At 57.9% G+C, this 17,698-nt stretch carries 15 protein-coding genes; 9 read left to right on the top strand and 6 right to left on the bottom strand.

The features are described from left to right. Positions 1–191 precede the first annotated feature (191 nt). Complete coding sequence (locus DQX05_RS25370) at positions 192–887, bottom strand: hypothetical protein (RefSeq protein WP_259392225.1); 696 nt, start codon at positions 885–887, stop codon at positions 192–194. A gap of 281 nt (positions 888–1,168) precedes the next feature. After that, entirely contained in the window at positions 1,169–2,383 is a 1,215-nt protein-coding gene (locus DQX05_RS25375) for an MFS transporter (RefSeq protein ID WP_119796132.1), read from the bottom strand. Between the two features lie 351 nt (positions 2,384–2,734). Here DQX05_RS25375 and hemE point away from each other — a divergent pair, with 351 nt between their 5' ends. The 9 genes from hemE (at position 2,735) to DQX05_RS31125 (ending at position 12,752) form a co-directional block, all read left to right on the top strand. Further along, entirely contained in the window at positions 2,735–3,781 is a 1,047-nt protein-coding gene (gene hemE / locus DQX05_RS25380; protein WP_119796133.1) for a uroporphyrinogen decarboxylase, read from the top strand. A gap of 31 nt (positions 3,782–3,812) precedes the next feature. Continuing rightward, entirely contained in the window at positions 3,813–4,784 is a 972-nt protein-coding gene (hemH, locus tag DQX05_RS25385; protein ID WP_119796134.1) for a ferrochelatase, read from the top strand. Between the two features lie 15 nt (positions 4,785–4,799). Next, positions 4,800–6,281 carry a protoporphyrinogen oxidase gene (gene hemG, locus DQX05_RS25390; RefSeq protein ID WP_119796135.1) on the top strand — a complete coding sequence of 494 codons (1,482 nt, stop codon included), beginning with the start codon at positions 4,800–4,802 and terminating at the stop codon, positions 6,279–6,281. A 295-nt stretch (positions 6,282–6,576) separates the two neighbouring features. Next, on the top strand, positions 6,577–7,875 hold the full coding sequence (locus DQX05_RS25395; RefSeq protein WP_259392226.1) for a CapA family protein: 1,299 nt from the start codon (positions 6,577–6,579) through the stop codon (positions 7,873–7,875). A gap of 47 nt (positions 7,876–7,922) precedes the next feature. After that, the gene (locus tag DQX05_RS25400) at positions 7,923–8,585 is read left to right on the top strand and encodes a fumarylacetoacetate hydrolase family protein (RefSeq protein WP_259392227.1); all 663 of its coding nucleotides are present in this window, start codon (positions 7,923–7,925) and stop codon (positions 8,583–8,585) included. Positions 8,586–8,608: 23 nt separating this feature from the next. Next, positions 8,609–9,472: a DUF92 domain-containing protein gene (locus DQX05_RS25405; protein WP_119796136.1), complete on the top strand. Its 864-nt coding sequence runs from the start codon at positions 8,609–8,611 to the stop codon at positions 9,470–9,472. A 110-nt stretch (positions 9,473–9,582) separates the two neighbouring features. Then, positions 9,583–10,218 carry a TetR/AcrR family transcriptional regulator gene (locus DQX05_RS25410; protein WP_119796137.1) on the top strand — a complete coding sequence of 212 codons (636 nt, stop codon included), beginning with the start codon at positions 9,583–9,585 and terminating at the stop codon, positions 10,216–10,218. A 141-nt stretch (positions 10,219–10,359) separates the two neighbouring features. Beyond that, entirely contained in the window at positions 10,360–12,288 is a 1,929-nt protein-coding gene (locus DQX05_RS25415) for an ABC-F family ATP-binding cassette domain-containing protein (RefSeq protein WP_119796138.1), read from the top strand. A 293-nt stretch (positions 12,289–12,581) separates the two neighbouring features. After that, the gene (locus DQX05_RS31125; protein ID WP_220483276.1) at positions 12,582–12,752 is read left to right on the top strand and encodes a hypothetical protein; all 171 of its coding nucleotides are present in this window, start codon (positions 12,582–12,584) and stop codon (positions 12,750–12,752) included. 137 nt (positions 12,753–12,889) lie between these two features. Here DQX05_RS31125 and DQX05_RS25425 read toward each other — a convergent pair whose 3' ends face one another. From DQX05_RS25425 to pepF, 4 genes are all read right to left on the bottom strand, one after another. Then, the gene (locus DQX05_RS25425) at positions 12,890–13,900 is read right to left on the bottom strand and encodes an oxidoreductase (protein WP_119796140.1); all 1,011 of its coding nucleotides are present in this window, start codon (positions 13,898–13,900) and stop codon (positions 12,890–12,892) included. 129 nt (positions 13,901–14,029) lie between these two features. Then, positions 14,030–15,109, bottom strand: a complete 1,080-nt coding sequence (locus DQX05_RS25430; RefSeq protein ID WP_119796141.1) for a M42 family metallopeptidase — start codon at positions 15,107–15,109, stop codon at positions 14,030–14,032. A gap of 60 nt (positions 15,110–15,169) precedes the next feature. Beyond that, positions 15,170–15,517, bottom strand: coding sequence for a LapA family protein (locus DQX05_RS25435; RefSeq protein ID WP_119796142.1), 348 nt, complete (start codon positions 15,515–15,517; stop codon positions 15,170–15,172). Between the two features lie 181 nt (positions 15,518–15,698). Beyond that, positions 15,699–17,495: an oligoendopeptidase F gene (gene pepF / locus DQX05_RS25440; RefSeq protein ID WP_182914901.1), complete on the bottom strand. Its 1,797-nt coding sequence runs from the start codon at positions 17,493–17,495 to the stop codon at positions 15,699–15,701. Positions 17,496–17,698: the final 203 nt, after the last annotated feature.

The raw sequence follows: 17,698 nt of genomic DNA on the forward strand, positions 1-17,698 counted from the left end.
GGGATAGTGGCACAAAGGCGCTTGTACGCATCTAGTCTGACGGAATGGGATAGTGTCGCAAAGGCTCGTGGACGCATCCGGTCTGACGGAATGGGATAGTGGCACAAAGGAGCGCGGAGGTGTCCTATCTAAGCAGCCCCTTCATCCGGTCTTCGCTGATCGGAGGAGGGGCTGTTGTTGTTGGATACCCGCTACAGCTTCAGCTTCTTTATGTTGATGATGTACATATTTTTAAGCGGGTATTTCCCGTCTGCGTATTTGCGCGCGCCGGATTCGAAGAGCACATAGAGGCTGCTTCCCGTCTGGGAGATGCCTTCGGACATCGGAGGCATTTTCAAGGAGCTGACCTGCTTGCCCGAGGCTTCGCGCGTATATACGAGCAGGGTGCTGTCGTTGTTGCGGCCGCAGGATTGACTGTAGTTTTTCATGATGACATTGCTATAATCCTTTTTGCCGGAGACCGTGCTGACGGGAATTTGGTATACGCTTTTGCCGGATGCGATCCATATGTATTTGGCGCTGGCTGCAACGCCCCCGACATGTCCGGTATGCTTCTTGTTGGCGCTCTCGTACAGGTAGAGCGTCTTTATCCGCTTTTTGGTCTTCGTGTCGGTAATCGAGATGGCGCTTGCCTGACTGCTGGATTTCCCCGAATAATGCGAGACGATGCCCCAATTTTTCCCCGGTATGACCGCCAGTCCTTGAGGCACCCATTCATTTTTGGCGTTTAATCCCGGAATGACCTGACCTACGGTCGACACTTTGTCGAATGCCGGATAACTCGGCTTAGCCTCCGCCTCGGTCGGCCCCAGCACAGCCACCGCGGTCCAGAGCAAGACGAAGCACAGCATGGTCGTCAAGGTACGCGCTGTCCATTGGTTCACCATGTTTTACAATCTCCCCTCTTATTGGATATATACGCACGAAAGCGGAGATCCAAACAGGGAGAAGCTGCCGATAATTTTTTTGAATCGAACCCACGCGGCGATAAATAAAATAAAGAAAGCCGCCTGCCGTAACGCCCCAACGATGTTGTCAGGTAACGCCGGCTGATGGCGGCTCTCTTCATACTGTAGCGGATGAAATGCTTTTCAGATCAAGCCCTTTTGCAAAAAAATAATTCTGCCAGCCACGTTGTTAAGCAAGGCGACATGGCGTGCTGAAGGCATTACGTATGCCGATGACTCGTTCTTTTTCTCCCATATAAGGAGTAACGGGCCCATGCCGTGTTGACGAGCAGCAAAATGCCGGAAATGATAAAAATGCCTTGAATGCCGATAATTCCGGACACCGCTCCGCCGAATATGGGTCCGATCATATTGCCGAGCGCGAGCGTGCTCGTATTGAAGCTGTAGGCGCGGCTCTCCATGCCGTCCGGCGTATACTTCCGTATCAGCGCATTGACGGATGGGAGCAGGCCGCCCATAAATATTCCGAGCAAGAAGCGGACGACGAGCAGCTGCCATACGGTGCCGACGAAGGCCTGCGGAATCAAGGTTAGCGCAGCGCCGATCAGACATACGGTCAAAATCCGGTGGGAGCCGTACTGGTCGCTCATTTTCCCCAGTATCGGGGAACAGATCATGTTGGACACGCCGGTGACTGCGGTGACGAGCCCGGCGAGAAACGCCAGATTTTGCGTCGAGCCATGAAGGTCCTGTACATATAGCGGCAGCAGCGACATTGGGCTAAGCATGGCGAATTGCAGCAGAAAGGTTACCGCGAACAGAGACAGCAGCTGCGGAATGCCAGATAGCTGTTTGAAGCCGGCGAGAACCGAGATTTGCGGCTCTTCCGCCGCTTTCTCGCGGTCGAACGGCTCCTTCACCATGAACAGCGTCAGCATCGTGGCCAGGAACAGCAGTGTTCCGGTAATATAGAAAATCGGCCGATAGCCGACCCAGTCCGCGAGCCCCCCGCCGATAAGCGGCCCGAGAATCGTCCCTGCGACGACGCCGGACTGCAGTATGCCCATTGCGAAGCCGGTCCGTTCCCGCGGCGTTGTCGACGATACAAGTGCGACTGCGGCCGGGTTGAAGCCCGAGATCGTTCCGTTCAGCAGACGAAGCAGCAGCAGATGCACCGGCGTCTGCGCGAAGCCCATTAATACCGTCACGATCGCCATACCTAAGCCGGAACGGATAATCATGACTTTGCGGCCATACTTATCCGCGAACTTGCCCCAGATTGGCTGAAAAATAAATGAGGTCAAAAAATTCGCCGCAAAGATAAGTCCCGTCCAAATTGCAATTTGATGCGGATCGCTCAATCCGATATCATGTTGCAAATACAGCGCCAAGAACGGCGTAACCATGGTCATGCCCGACATGACCAGAAATGATCCAAACCAGAGAATAATCAGATTCAGTTTCCATTGCTGCATAAGATGTTCACCACTTTCTGTCACGGTCCGTACAATGTTCAGCAACGGGTATTATTATACCATACATATATATATCAATTGTCATATGAAAGCAGGGATATGGATGCAGTTGGCAGCAAGTCAGAATAGGTTATGCAATTTCTGGTCATTTCATAGTTTTATGCGGGCAAATTGTCGAAAAATCATCATATACGAACGTTTTTTGTCAACAGATTGTCATAGCTACCCGGAACGGCGAGGTTGTGAGAAGCCTAGAAAAGGGGCATAATGGAAGCGGTAGCTATAAAAAAGTGCGTGTCCAAAACGGACGATTTGTCTATAAGCACAATACCGTCAAAGCGGGGTATATGAATGACTTATAATGATCGTTTTCTGAAAGCGTGTCGACAGGAACAAGTAGACCGTGTGCCAGTATGGTACATGCGGCAGGCCGGGCGTTATGATCCCGACTATCGCAAGATTAAAGAGAAATATAGTCTGCTTGAAATATGCCGCCAGCCGGAGCTGGCCGCCGAAGTGACGATGATGCCCGTCCGCAAGCTAGGCGTGGATGCAGCTATTCTCTATTCCGATATTATGAATCCGGTCGCTTCGATGGGCATCGATTTCGATATCGTGGCCAATGTGGGGCCGGTCATTCACAATCCGATACGAAGCGCGGCTGATGTCGAGCGCCTGACACCGGTCGATCCGGAAGGCGATCTGGGCCATATTCTGGAGACGATTCGCATCCTTGACAGGGAGCTGAAGGTTCCGCTCATCACGTTCGCGGGCTCTCCGTTCACGATTGCGAGCTATTTGATCGAAGGCCGTCCTTCTAAAAATTATATCCTTACAAAGACGATGATGTATGAGACTCCGGAAGTATGGTATGCCTTGATGAACAAGCTGGGAGATATGGTGATTGCCTATGTTCGTTCCCAAGTGGCGAACGGAGCCAAAGCGTTCCAATTGTTCGACAGCTGGGTTGGCTCCTTGTCTCCGCGCGATTTCGAACGGTACGTGCTGCCGACGATGACGCGCATTTTTGCGGAGCTGTCCGAGCTGGACGTTCCGAAAATATATTTCCCGGGCGTCAGCTCCGGCGAATTGCTTCCGACTCTCCATGAGCTGAAGGCGGATGTGATTGGCTTGGACTGGCGGGTGTCCGTAACGGAAGGACGCCGCCGGCTGAACGGCCGGTTCGCCGTGCAGGGCAATCTGGACCCTTATGTGTTGACCGGGCCGCTGAGCGTCATCGAGCGGGAAGCCGCCCATATCGTAGAGCAGGGAATTCAGGAGCCGGGCTACATTTTCAATCTCGGCCACGGGCTGTTCCCGGAAGCTTCGCTGGACAAATTGCAGCGGCTGACCGAGTTCGTGCATGAATATTCCAGCCGATTGCTGGCGAAGAAATAAGAAACAGGATGTAACGCGAGAACGAGTCGGAATGGAGGAACAGCGAGTGTCCAAGCGTAAAATCGGCGTGCTGGTGATGTCCTACGGAACACCCCGCAGCCTCGAAGAAATCGAGCCATATTACACGCATATCCGGCGGGGCAATCCGCCTTCCGAGGAGCAGTTGAAGGAACTGACAGACCGGTATGAAGCGATTGTCGGGGGCGTGTTCCCGCTGCGGGAGCATACGAACCGCCAAGTTGAAGCGCTGCAGGAGACGCTGAACCGCCGTACCGAAGGCACGGGAGTTCAGTATGTGTGCTACCAAGGCTTGAAGCATGCGCAGCCGTATATCGAGGACGGCGTCGCGGCGATGGCCGATGACGGTATCAAGGAAGCCGTGTCCGTCGTGCTGGCGCCGCATTATTCCGCGATGAGCGTAGGCGGCTATAATTCGCGGGCGAAGGAAGCGGCGGCCAAGCACGGGATCGAGCTTCGCTGCGTCAACAGCTACCATCTAAATCCCGAGCTGCTGGATGCGTTGACCGAGCGGGTGAATGAGCGGCTGGACGCCTTCGTCGCCGAAGGGGCGGAGCGGGATGAGATCCAGGTGCTGTTCAGCGCCCACAGCCTGCCCGCGCGCATCCTGGAGATGAATGATCCGTATGTGGATGAATTGAACGCGACATCGGCCGCGATAGCCGATCGCTGCGGGCTGAAGGAAGGGCAGTGGAGATTCACCTGGCAAAGCGCGGGCCGGACGGCAACGCCTTGGCTGGGGCCGGATATTTTGGACACGCTCGCCGCGGTTCAGCAGGAAGGCATCCGCTGGGTGCTGTCGGCGCCGATCGGATTCGTATCCGATCATCTGGAAGTGCTGTATGATCTCGATATCGAGGCGGTTCAGGAGGCCGAGCGCCTGGGCATCCGCTTCAAGCGGACTCGTATGCTGAACGATGATCCGAAGTATATGGCGACATTGGCCGACGTTACGATGAAGGCGATATCGGAAGTGAGTAACTAGAAAGAAGGTAACAACATGAAAGCTCTGCGGAAACTTGTCGTTATCGGTGGAGGAATTACGGGATTGAGCGCGGCGTTCTATGCGCTGAAGCAGGCGGATGAAGAGGGGCAGCCCATTTCCGTTACCATCATAGAGCAATCGGACCGTCTCGGCGGGAAGATTCAGACCCTGCGTAAGGAAGGGTGTGTCATTGAGAAAGGACCGGACTCCTTCCTCGCCCGGAAGCTGCCGATGATCGATTTGGCGCGCGACCTCGGAATGGATTCTGAATTGGTCGCAACGAATCCGCATGCCAAAAAAACATATATATTGCGCCGGGGCAAGCTGTACCGGATGCCGCCCGGCCTCGTGCTGGGCATCCCGACGGAGCTGGGGCCGTTCGCGAAAACCGGGCTCATCTCCCCGTGGGGGAAGCTGCGCGCGGCTATGGATCTGTTCATCAAGCCGCGTCCGGCGGATGAAGATGAATCCGTCGGCGCGTTCCTGGACAGACGTCTCGGACGCGAAGTGACAGAGCATATTGCCGAGCCGCTGCTTGCCGGTATTTATGCCGGAGATTTGCAGGCGCTGAGCCTGCAGGCCACCTTCCCGCAGTTCGCGCAGGTGGAGCGGAAGCACGGAGGCCTGATACGCGGAATGAAGGCGAGCCGCCAAGCAGGCCAATCGGTACCGGGGCTGCCGGATGTCGCCAAAGGAACGATGTTCCTGACATTCCGCAACGGCTTGACCTCGCTCGTCGAACGGCTGGAGGAGACGCTGCGGGACCGGGCCGAATTGCGCCTTGGCATCGGCGCGGAAGGATTCGAGAAGCGGGAGGACGGAACGTATCTGGTGCGATTGAGCGACGGGAGCAGGCTGCAGGCGGATGCCGTCATCGTGACGACGCCTTCGTATCATGCGGGTGCTTTGCTGGAGGAGCATGTCGACGCCAGCGCCTTGAAGGCGATCCGTCATGTATCGGTCGCGAACGTCGTTAGCGTGTTCGACCGCAAGCAGGTCAAGAATCAGTTCGACGGCACAGGGTTCGTCATCTCGCGCCGGGAAGGCCGGGCGATTACGGCCTGCACGTGGACCTCGGTGAAGTGGCCGCATACGAGCCGCGGAGACAAGCTTATCATCCGCTGCTACATTGGCCGGGCCGGCGACGAGGAACGGGTGGACTGGCCGGACGAGGCGCTCAAGCGCACGGTGCGCAGCGAGCTGCGGGAGCTGCTTGATATCGATATCGACCCGGAGTTCGTTGAGATTACGCGCCTTCGCCACTCGATGCCCCAGTATCCGGTCGGCCATGTGCAGGAGATCCGCTCGCTGAGGGACGAGGTGGGGCGGGCACTGCCAGGCGTGTTCCTGGCCGGACAGCCGTACGAAGGGGTCGGCATGCCCGATTGCGTTCGCAGCGGCCGCGATGCGGCGGAAGCGGCGCTTAGCGCGATGCAGGCCATGAGTACGGATACAGAGGCGCCAGCCGAAGATGCCGCCACTGGAACGGCGGGGTAACCGGATCTGCCGGATCAGCGGGAATAGACAGATTTCAATAGGGGAGCCGCGCGAATGCGCGGCTTTTTGGCGTGGTTATGGAGCGAGGTTACGCTTCGGTCTGAGGGCAAGGATATCGGCTGAGTCGTGGGCAGGAGGGCTGTTCGCGGTTAAGCGGATTGATGAGAGCGAGCCTGACGGCCGTCTCCAGGACTATGGTTGCGTTATTTGTCCTTCATGGTTCGATTGGAAAAAAAGGGCGGGAACGCGTTATAATGAAACATATTTGCAAAAATCGGGCGGAAGGAGCGGAACATTGAGACAATCGCGGAAGGAACGCGAAGGGCACGTGCGAAGGAGACGGCGCCGCCCGCTGCTTGTCCTGAATATCGTGCTGGCGGCCACCGTCGCCGGAACGGCCTACGCTGGTTGGCAGCAGGGATGGCTGCCCGGCGAACAAGCGGAAGGTCCGCAGCCGCCGGCGGCCTCCTCCGGAGGGGAAGCGGCAGCGCCGGAGAAGCCGGCGAGCGGGCTGCCCGGCCAACAGGCGGATGGGCCAGACGGTTCATCCCCCGGCGGTGCCGACGGCCAAGAGGCGGGAGCGGGTACGGAGCATCCCGATCAGGATGCGTCTCTTCCGAGGAGCGGGCCAGAGGAGGAGCCGCGCGTTCGTCTTGCCTTCGCCGGCGACGTGATGACGGCCGGACGCGTGGAGGATGTCGTGAAGGAGCATGGATACGACTTTCCTTTTGTACACGCCAAGCGTTGGTTCCAGGAAGCGGATATCGCCGCCGTCAATCTGGAGACGCCGCTGACCGTGCGGGGAGTCCCGGCGCAGGACAAGGAATTCGTCTACAAGTCATCGCCGCGGACGGCACAGGCGATGAGCGATGCGGGCATTGACCTTGTCAGCCTGGCCAACAACCATTCGATGGATCAAGGGGAAGAGGGGCTGCTGGATACGTTCGCCGCGTTGCAGGACGTTCATCTTCCTTACGTCGGAGCGGGGCATGATGCGGAGGAAGCCTTCACTCCGGTACTGTTGGAGAGCCAAGGCATCAAGCTCGCCTTCCTTGGGTTCACGCGCGTCGTTCCGGAAGTAAGCTGGTATGCGGGCAAGAATAAGCCGGGGCTTGCGACAACTTATGACGGGATGAAGGAGAAGGCGGCGGAAGCGGTCGCGAGGGCGAAGGAGCAGGCGGATCTCGTCGTGGTCATTGCGCATTGGGGCAAGGAGAAGGTGGACTTCCCGGAGGACTACCAACGGGAGCTTGCTCACCTGTATATTGATGCGGGCGCCGACCTGATCGTGGGAGGACATCCCCACGTCCTGCAAGGCCTGGAGCAGTACAAGGGCAAATGGATCGCATATAGTCTGGGGAACTTTATTTTTACGCGGGCCGTCCAGCCCGTGACGTGGGAGACAGCCATTTTGCAGGCGGAATGCACGAAGCAGGGCCAATGCGAGCTAGCCGTCGTTCCGTTCTATACCGAACTGGGGCAGCCCGTTCCGCTAGAAGGGGAAGCGGGACAGGCGGTGCTGCAGCGCGTGGAGAGCATATCGGAACAGGTGTCCATCGACGCGGAGGGACGCGTGACGCATGTGAAGAAGTGAGCCGCCGGATGGCCGGCTATCCATAGATCCAGGGGGAGAGATGAAGGATGAGCAATCATAGAGGAATGATGAGCGATGGGCGCCAGGTGCGCAATGTATATTGCATCGGGCGGAACTATCGGCTGCATGCGGCTGAATTGGGCAATGCGGTTCCCGAGCAGCCGATGGTGTTTTTGAAGCCTTCCCATGCGGTGATAACGATGGAGACGGATACGATGCTGCCGCTCCCGCTCGACCGCGGGGCGGTCCATCATGAAGTGGAACTGGTGCTTCGCATCGGACGCCGGGTCGAGCCGGGCATGACGGCTGGGGAAGCAGTCGACGCCTTTGGTCTCGGCATTGATTTCACGCTGCGCGACGTACAGGACATCCTGAAGCAGAAGGGCCATCCTTGGCTGGCGGCCAAGGGCGTGCTGAACTCGGCCCCGGTCACCCGTTTTCTGCCTTTTCCGGGCACGGAGACGCTGGAACGGACGATCTTCGCGATGCATAACAACGGCCGTCTCGTGCAGGAGGGACGTGCGGAGGAGATGCTGTTCTCTCTCGATACGCTGATCGAATATACGGCCCGCCATTATGGGCTCGGAGAAGGGGATCTCCTCTTCACGGGAACGCCGGCAGGGGTAGGCCCGGTACAGGCGGGGGATCGCCTGGAATTAAGCTGGGACGGAGAACTGCTGGGCTCCTGCGTCATCGCGGCGCAGAATTGACCGGTGGGCTAGGAGGAATTCGATTGATACAGGAAGCTATCGGATGGCATACGAGCTGGGGTCCCTGGATTATCGGGCTGCTGGGGAGCCTGCTGGTGGCCGGGGCCGCATGGTGGAAGAAGTCGTTAACCGGATCCGGCGCCGCAGCGGCCATCGTGATGGGGACGATCTATTGCGGCAGCGGCGCGCTGATCTGGTTCGGATTGCTGCTTACTTTTTTTGTGACGTCGACGCTATGGTCCAAGTGGAAGAAGAAAGCGAAGGGGCGTTTCGAGGATAATTATGAAAAGTCAGGGACTCGGGATGCAGGACAAGTCTTCGCCAATGGAGGCTTGGGCCTGCTCCTCTGTCTTGCCTATATTATCGCGCCCCATCCCGCTTGGGTCGCCCTCTTCGTCGGGGCGATGGCCTCGGTGAACGCCGATACATGGGCGACCGAGATCGGCAGTCTGAGCCGCCGCCCGCCGCGATCGATCGTGACCGGGCGAATCGTCCCCCCGGGAACGTCCGGCGGTGTATCTCTGCTTGGCACGACGGCGTCGGCGGCGGGGGCCTTCGTTATCGGGGTGGCCGCGGCCGTCTTCCTGCTGCTTGATCCGTTGCAGACCGGGCTGGAGACGTCCTTCCGCGCCCTGACCGTTCTGCTGTTCGCCGGGACGCTGGGCGGCTTGGCCGGGGCACTGCTCGACTCCCTGCTGGGCGCGACCTTGCAGGCAGGCTACCGCTGCCCGCAGTGCGGAACGGACACGGAACGGACCTCGCATTGCGGAAGCGCAACGAAGCTCGTTCGCGGCTACCGCTGGCTCAATAATGATCGGGTGAATCTGCTCTGTTCCTGCGCCGGCGCGGCCATCTCCTGTCTCATCTGGTTGCTGTCCGGAGGCTAAGCCGCCACATGGCACCCGGGAGTCAAATCGACAACTTGCCGATCTCGTGATATATTCGTATCAGCAGCCGGGATTGCAAGGCTTGCGTCAGATTGGAAGGAGGTGTGCCGATGAGTTACGGGCAAAGCGACAAACTGCATCTGATATTGGATGCGGCCTATGAGCTTTTCGGTGCCAATGGCTTCTATGAGACGAAGATGTCGGATATCGCCGAGAAGGCCGGCATTGCCAAAGGAACGATTTATATTTATTTCAAAAGCAAAGAAGAATTGTTCACGGCCATGTCGGTCCGTGATTTTGAACAATATTTGCGCGAGCTCGATTACGGCTTGAGCCAGGCCGGTTCGCTGGAGGACGGGCTGCGCTTCGCTGCGGATCATCATCTGCGCTATTATTTTAGACGGAGGCAGTATACGAATCTGTTCTTCAAGTCACCGAACAAAGATCCCGATATGATGCAGGCGCTGAGCAAGTTCATGCAACGCTACATCGAGGCGATGGCAGGACTGATGCGGCGCTTCGAGCTGCCCGAGCCGGTGCTTCATGCGAAGTCGTATACGGGGATGCTGGACATGATGAAGATGGACATGCTGTTCTCCCCCGAGTTCACCGAGCAAGATATGGAGCAGCGCATCCGCTTCGTGGCTGATTTGTTCATTCACGGCTGCCCGGCAGCGGGAACCGCTTCACCGGGGGTGGATGCCGGGAACGGATCGCAAGGTGAAGAGAGAGCGCCGAATCGCTAGAAGCGGCAGCAACTGCCGGGATTCGGGACAGCGATGAGGATATAATGGGGGAGAACCGACGGTTCTCCCCTTTGGCTATGGCATGCGGGGCATGCCGAAGCGTCAGGGCAAGCAGATAGGACGTGAATGGGGGAGTACAAGATGCACATCATGACGATTGAAGAGCTAGGTAAAAGCTATGGCGATAAAATACTGTTCCGGGATGTATCCTTCGGCATTGAAGAAGGGGATCGGTTCGGCATTATCGGCGTCAATGGGACGGGGAAATCGACCTTCCTGCGCACAATAGCGGGTTGGGAGCAGCCTGAGCAAGGAAAAGTGCTGGCCGGCAGCCGGATTACAATCCGCTTCGTGCCGCAGGAGCCGGAATTCGATCCGGAGGCGACCATTCTGGATCAGGTGTTGGGGGGAGATGCTCCCGATATGACAGCGGTGCGTGTATATACGGAAGCGCTGGAGCGGGCCGCGCAGCGGCCGGACGATGAAGCGGCGCAGGCCGCATTCATCCGGGCGACCGATGATATGGATCGGCTGCAGGCCTGGCAGCTGGAGAGCGAAGCGAAGTCGATCCTGTCCCGGCTTGGGCTGGATCAATTCGGTGCCAAGATGGGGGATTTGTCCGGCGGCCAACGCAAGCGCGTCGCTCTTGCTGCAGCCCTGATCCATCCGTCGGATCTGCTTCTGCTTGACGAGCCGACGAACCATATCGACAACGACACGGTCACTTGGCTGGAGACGATGCTGCAGAAGCGGAGCGGCGCGCTGCTGATGATTACGCATGACCGCTATTTCCTGGATAGGGTAGCGAACCGGATCGTGGAGCTGGATCGGGGACGGGCGTTCTTCTATGAAGCCAATTATTCGCGCTTCCTGGAGCTCAAGGCAGACCGTGAAGCGCGGGAAGCGGCGTCGGAGGATAAGCGTCAGAACCTGCTTCGCCAGGAGCTGGCCTGGATCCGGCGCGGCGCAAGAGCGCGGACGACGAAGCAGAAGGCCCGGATCGAGCGCTTCGAGGCACTGCAGAAGCAGGAGGGGCCGGGGCAGAACGGGCAAGTGGATATCTCGGCAGCCTCCGCCCGCCTCGGGAAAAAAATTATGGAGCTGGACGAAGTCGAGGCCAGACTGGCGGATCGGCCGCTGTTCGAAGGACTGAGCTATATCGCCGTGCCGGAGGACCGTATCGGCATTATCGGTCCGAACGGAAGCGGGAAGTCGACGCTGCTGCGCATCATTGCTGGCGAGCGCGAGCCTGACGGCGGTTCGATCGTGCTCGGGCCAACCGTTCGCATCGGCTTCTTCACCCAGGAGCATGCGGAGATGGACGAGTCGATGCGGGTGATCGAATATATCCGCGAAGCGGCCGAGACGGTTCACACGGCCGATGGCAATTCGATTACGGCGGCGCAAATGCTGGAACGGTTCCTGTTCGAGCCTGCGATGCAGTGGACTGTAATCGGGAAGCTGTCCGGGGGCGAGAAGCGGCGCTTGCAGCTGCTTCGCATGCTGATGGAAGCGCCGAATGTGCTGCTGCTTGATGAGCCGACGAACGATCTGGATGTGCAGACGCTTGCCGTGCTGGAAGATTATTTGGACGAGTTCCCGGGCGTCGTCATCGCGGTTTCTCATGATCGCTATTTCCTGGATCGGGTCGCTGAACGGATCTGGTCGTTCGAAGAGGGCGCTATCCGTCAGCATGTCGGGAACTATAGCGAGTATATGGAATGGAAATCACGGCACGGGAAGGAGGCCGACGAGCCGAAGCCGAAGGCGCAGACGCCGGCGGAAGGGGCCTCGTCTGGCAAATCGGAACGGCCGGACCGGAAGCCGAGATTAAAAATGTCTTACAAGGAAGAACGCGAATATGAGCGGATTGAAGACGACATCATGGAGGCGGAGGAGCGCATTCAGCAGATCCAGCGGGACATGGAGCTGGCATTCAGCGATTCGGCGCGGCTGCAGGAATTGATGAAGGAAGAAAGCGAGGCCCAGCAGCGGCTTGAAGCGCTGATGGAGCGGTGGACTTATTTGAGCGAGCTGGCGGAACAGATCGAGGCGGAGAAGCAGAAATAAGGGGAGGCAGACCTTCTCCGCTTCGTTACCGGACAAAACGTCCTAGGGTCGCTTGGGCAGCGGCTTGTACCCGGAAGCTTCTCCAGGGTTGTGTCGGGGTCATGTGTATTGGAATCGACGCATTCGTATCCCGGATCCGAAGAGTTGTATCCGGGCAAGCGTAAAATGATTCCTATCCTGCTCGGCCCGGCGCTGTTCGTCGCGGCAGGGATATTCCTCATGAATGCCGAGGAAGGCTTTGCGGTCGCGGTAGGGGCCTCTGCGCCTGTATCAAGGTCGAAAAGCCTGAACGAGTGCTGGCCCATCTTCCATCCTTGAAGCGTGCGCTTCTTCGCGCCAATCGCGGCATGTTCGAGTCGACGGTGAATCTTCCCGTCGCGGCGTTCTCGGAGACGCTGGAGGACGTGGCCCGAAAGCTGCACGAACGGTGGGAGCAGTACAAACGGGCCCAGAGCCGGGCATAGACGCCAGCCGAAGTCCCTATGCGGATGCAGAGGGCCGGGCCATGGCACGCATATTAGAAAACAGACCGAGCGGGTGATTCGCTCGGTCTGTTGCTGTTGTCAGAAGAATTGCGGACTATTGGCCCGGGCTTCCTTTTCTATTCCCCTTCTCCGCTCAGCCGGACGACGGCCCGGCCGGAAATGCCGCCTTCTCTCATGGTCCGCCCATAAGCCGGCACGTCTTCCAGGCGGAGCTCCCGCACCCAGCCATCGAAGTGAACGGCATCGCGCCAATCGGAGGCCATGCGGCTCCACAGCTTCAATCGCAGCTCATGCGGCGCATAGACGGAGTCGATGCCGTACAGCGTGATCCCCCGCAGGATGAACGGGAAGACGCTCGCGGGCCAATCTCCACCCGCTGTCATACCCGTGGCGGCCACCGCGCCGCCATACTTCGTGGAAGCGACTGCGGCGGCCAGGATGCCGCCTCCGCAGACGTCCACGACGCCGGCCCAGCGCTGCTTGTCCAGCGCGCGCGGGCGTTCCGGCCGCCAGTCGTCGCGGGATACGACGCTGGCGGCTCCGAGGCGCCGGAGCGCATCGCTTAGCTCCGGCTTGCCGCTGGCTGCGACGACCTCGCAGCCAAGCTGCGCCAGCATGGCGACCGCCAGCGAGCCAACGCCGCCGCTGGCGCCGGTGACGAGCACCGGGCCATCGCCAGGGCGCAGGCCGTGCCGCTCCAGGCGCTCGACGGCCATTGCTGCCGTCAGTCCGGCCGTGCCGAAGGCCATCGCATCGCGCAGGCTGAGCGCCTCCGGCACCGGCACGATCCAATCGCCGGGAACGCGCGCATATTCGCTCAGTCCGCCGAAATGCGACACGCCGAGCTCATATCCGGTGACGAGGACGCGTTGTCCCGGCGTGAAGCGCGGATCATCGCTGGCCGCGACGATGCCGGACAGGTCGATGCCCGGTACGAAAGGATAGGTTTTGACGATATGCCCGTCCGCCGAGCAGGCGAGGGCATCCTTGAAGTTGACCCCCGAATAGGCGACGCGTATCGTCACGGCGCCTTCCGGCAGATCGCCAAGCGTCCGCTCGCGCACGGCGGCCTGGACATTGCCGTCCGCGGTCTGGTCGACGACCAGGGCAGAGAATTGTTCTTTCATCCCAATTCCTCCTTCATGAAGCTTACTTTTGTCCCAGCTGGGGTACTCACGACGGTCGGCAGCGCTCGCGAACTGGCGGGCTCTGCCGAACAAAGACAGGGGAGAGCGCCCGCCTCCCCTGTCTTCTCCTTATGCTTCGGTAATATACGCGGCAGCGAGCCGGGCCGTGTTCAGCACGGCCTTCAAATGTGTGCGCTCCATCGCATGGGATGCATGGACGCCCGGACCGATGAGCGCGGCGCGAATATTATTGCCGCCGCGCAGCGCCGCGGATGCGTCCGAACCGTAGTGCGGATAGACGTCAACGGCGTAGTCGATGCCTTCCCGTTCAGCCAATGCAATCAGCCGGCCCGTCATCATGTAGTCGTAAGGGCCGGACGAATCTTTGGCACAGATCGAGACGTCGGTTTCCTTGCAGGCGAGATCATCGCCGATGCACCCCATGTCGATGGCGATCATTTCGGTTATTTCCTGGGGAATATACGAAGCGCCATGGCCGATTTCTTCATAATTCGTAATAAAGATGACAGTGTCATGCAGAGGCTGCCATTCTGTGCGCTTCATGCTTTCCAGCATGCCGAACAGGGCGGAGACGCTCGCTTTGTCATCCAGATGGCGGGATTTGAGATAGCCGTTCGGAAGCCGTACCGGGCGGGCGTCGAACGAGACGTAATCCCCGGTGCGGATGCCGAGCTGCTCCGTATCCTGCTTCGAGTGCACCGGCTCGTCGATGCGTACGATCATATTCGCTTCCTCGCGGCGGTAGTCGCGGGCATCGGAGTATACGTGCACGGACGGATGATTGCTCATTATCGTGCCCGTATAGACTTTGCCGCTGCGGGTATGAATTTGGCAGTATTCATTCTCCATCGACTGCATCATGAATCCGCCCACGGAAGTGAGGCGGAGCGTGCCGTCGCTATGAACCGAACGGACCATGGCGCCCAGCGTATCGACGTGAGCGGACAAGCCGATGACCTTGCCGCTGTCTCGGTTCGAGCCGGGAACGCGAATGACGCCGCAGCCTTTGCGCGTCAATTCGAAGGCGTACCCGAGCTGCGTGGCTTCCACTTCAATCCGCTTCATGACATGATGGGTGTAGCCCGTCGGAGACGGAGTATTCAGCAATTCCATCAGCACGGAGGCGACATAGTTCTCATCAATGTCAGCGCGCAGCGGCTGGGATGACAGGGAGTGTGGTTGATTCATCGTACGAATTCCTCCTCGATATTGGAAATTAAGCCGGAACGGCTTGCCGAAGGCAAGCCGCTATGCCAAGTCCTCTTGATTTCGCCCCTCGGCGGTAAATCCTTGAACCTCCTCGTTGGGCGGCGAGAGCGGCATTTCCGCTTCCACTGCTTCCGCCTCCGGCCTCAGTTGGGCAAGCTGCTGCTCCAACTGTTGGATTTTCTTCTGCGATCGGTACTGCAAATAGATGCTATAGGAGCCGACAATGATGGCGCCCAGCAGCGTGCAACCGAGAATCAATAAGATGAGCGGCACTTCGAAGGTGCCGAACAACAGATTGACTTGTACCGGATTCACGTTGATTACGGCGAAGATGGCGGTAATCAAAGCGAAGATAAGCCCTGCTATCAGGGACCATTGAATGCGCATCAGGCATCCTCCTCATGATTTCTATGTATCTACCTTCCAGTATAATATTCGACTCCTTCGGTCACAAGGTGATTTCTCACTTGCTCCCGGCTCCTGGGGTCGAACGGGTTCAGCCATCTTCGGCAGGCAGTCGCAAAAGGAAATGGCGGATTCGCCAAAGGGAACCCGCCATTCGTCCTGTTTATTTTTCCGCAGCTATCTTTTCCATTTCTTCAATCAGCGATTCCAGCAGGCTCATGCCTTCCACAATTGGTGTAGACGCGGACATGTCAACACCGGCTTTTTGGAGGATGTTGATCGAATAATCGCTTCCGCCGCTCTTCAGGAAGCCGAGGTAGCGGTCAACCGCCGGCTGGCCTTCATCGAGAATCTGCTTCGCGAAGCTTTGCGCCGCCGAGAAGCCGGTTGCGTATTTGTACACGTAGAAGCTCGTATAGAAATGGGGAATACGAGCCCATTCCATCTCGATGTCTTGATCGACAACCATATCGTCACCATAATACTTTTTGTTAAGATCATAGTAGATTTCGCATAGGAGCTGCGGCGTCAGGGCCTCGCCCTTCTCGGCATGCTCGTGGATAAGCAATTCGAACTCGGCGAACATCGTCTGACGGAACACCGTCGTGCGGAATTGGTCGATATAATAGGCGAGCAGATACATTTTTTCTTTCTTGTCGTTCGTCTTCTTCAGCATGTAGTCCATCAGCAGCGCCTCGTTCAGCGTAGATGCCACTTCCGCAAGGAAGATCGTGTACTGCGCGTCGCGGTAAGGCAGATTGTTGTCCGAGTAATACGAATGCAGCGCATGGCCCATCTCATGGGTGAGCGTGAACATGCTATTCAGATTGTCTTTATGATTCAGAAGCACGTACGGGTGGGTGCCGTAAGCGCCCCAGCTGTATGCGCCGGTACGCTTGCCCTCGTTCTCGTACACGTCGATCCACCCGTTGTCGAAGCCTTCCTGGAGCGTGGACAGATAATTCTCGCCGAGCGGCTTCAAGCTCTCTTTGACGATCTTTTTCGCTTCGTCGAACGTAATGTCCATGTCGAACTCTTCGACCACCGGAGCGAACAGATCGTACATATGAAGCTCGTCGACCTGAAGCAGTTGCTTGCGCAGCTTCATGTAACGGTGCATGAGCGGCAAATGCTTATGAATCGTATTGATCAGATTGGTGTATACCTCTTTCGGAATATTGTCACCGAACAGGTACATTTCCAGGGCGGATGGATATTTGCGCGCCCGTGCGTAGAACAAGTTTTTGGTTACGTTGGCGCTTAGCGTCGCTGCAATCGTGTTGCGCTGCTTGCGGTATGTAGAGTAGACGCCTTCAAAAGCCGCCCGGCGCACGTCACTGTTGCGGCTCTCCAGGAATTGGACGTAACGGCCATGCGTCAACTCCACTTCCTCGCCCTTTTCGTTTTTGATTTTCGGAAATTTCATGTCCGCATTGTTCAGCATGCTGTAAATCGTCTCCGGCGCCTTCGACATATTGCCGACCTGGGCTAGCAGCGCTTCTTCGCCTTTGCTCAGCACATGGGCCTTCTGGCGCTTCATCTCGACGAGCGTGAAGCGATAGGCGGACAGGGAAGGATCGGCAATCAAGCGATCCAATTCCTCGTCGGATAAGGACAGAACCTCCGGCGTAATGAAGGAGAGCGCTTCGCTGACTTTCACGGACAGCTGCTTCGCTTTCTCGGACAGCGCCTGATAGACCGGGTCGGCTGTATCCTCGTGATGGCTCATGTTGGCATACACATATAAACGTTCCGTATGTAGGGAAATATCGTCTTCCAGCTCAAAGCATGCCTTGAGCGCGGTGGCTTGATTAAGCTTGCCGTGGTATTGCTTCATTTTCTCGACCAATTGAAGCACAAGTTCGTATTCCTTATCCCATTCAGCCCGGGAGCCGAACAGGTCTTGCAGCTTCCAGCGGTGTTCCTGCGGAACTTCCGAGCGTTTCATCAATTGCTGCATATGTATCCTCCTCTTCAATGGTTGTTGCGTTTTGGACGGTTTCGATGGGTTCGCGGCTGTACGGGCCACCGTTTCCTGATGGGAAATGGCGGAAGCCGGAACCAACGTCGAACCCAATACTGAGATGACGATGAGCATAATAAGGATGCGTTGCCGATTCATCCAAACCCCCCTGAATTATTCCGGATTCATACTTGTCGTTA

Source organism: Paenibacillus thiaminolyticus, assembly GCF_003591545.1.
In the GTDB taxonomy this organism is placed as follows: Bacteria; Bacillota; Bacilli; order Paenibacillales; family Paenibacillaceae; genus Paenibacillus_B; species Paenibacillus_B thiaminolyticus_A.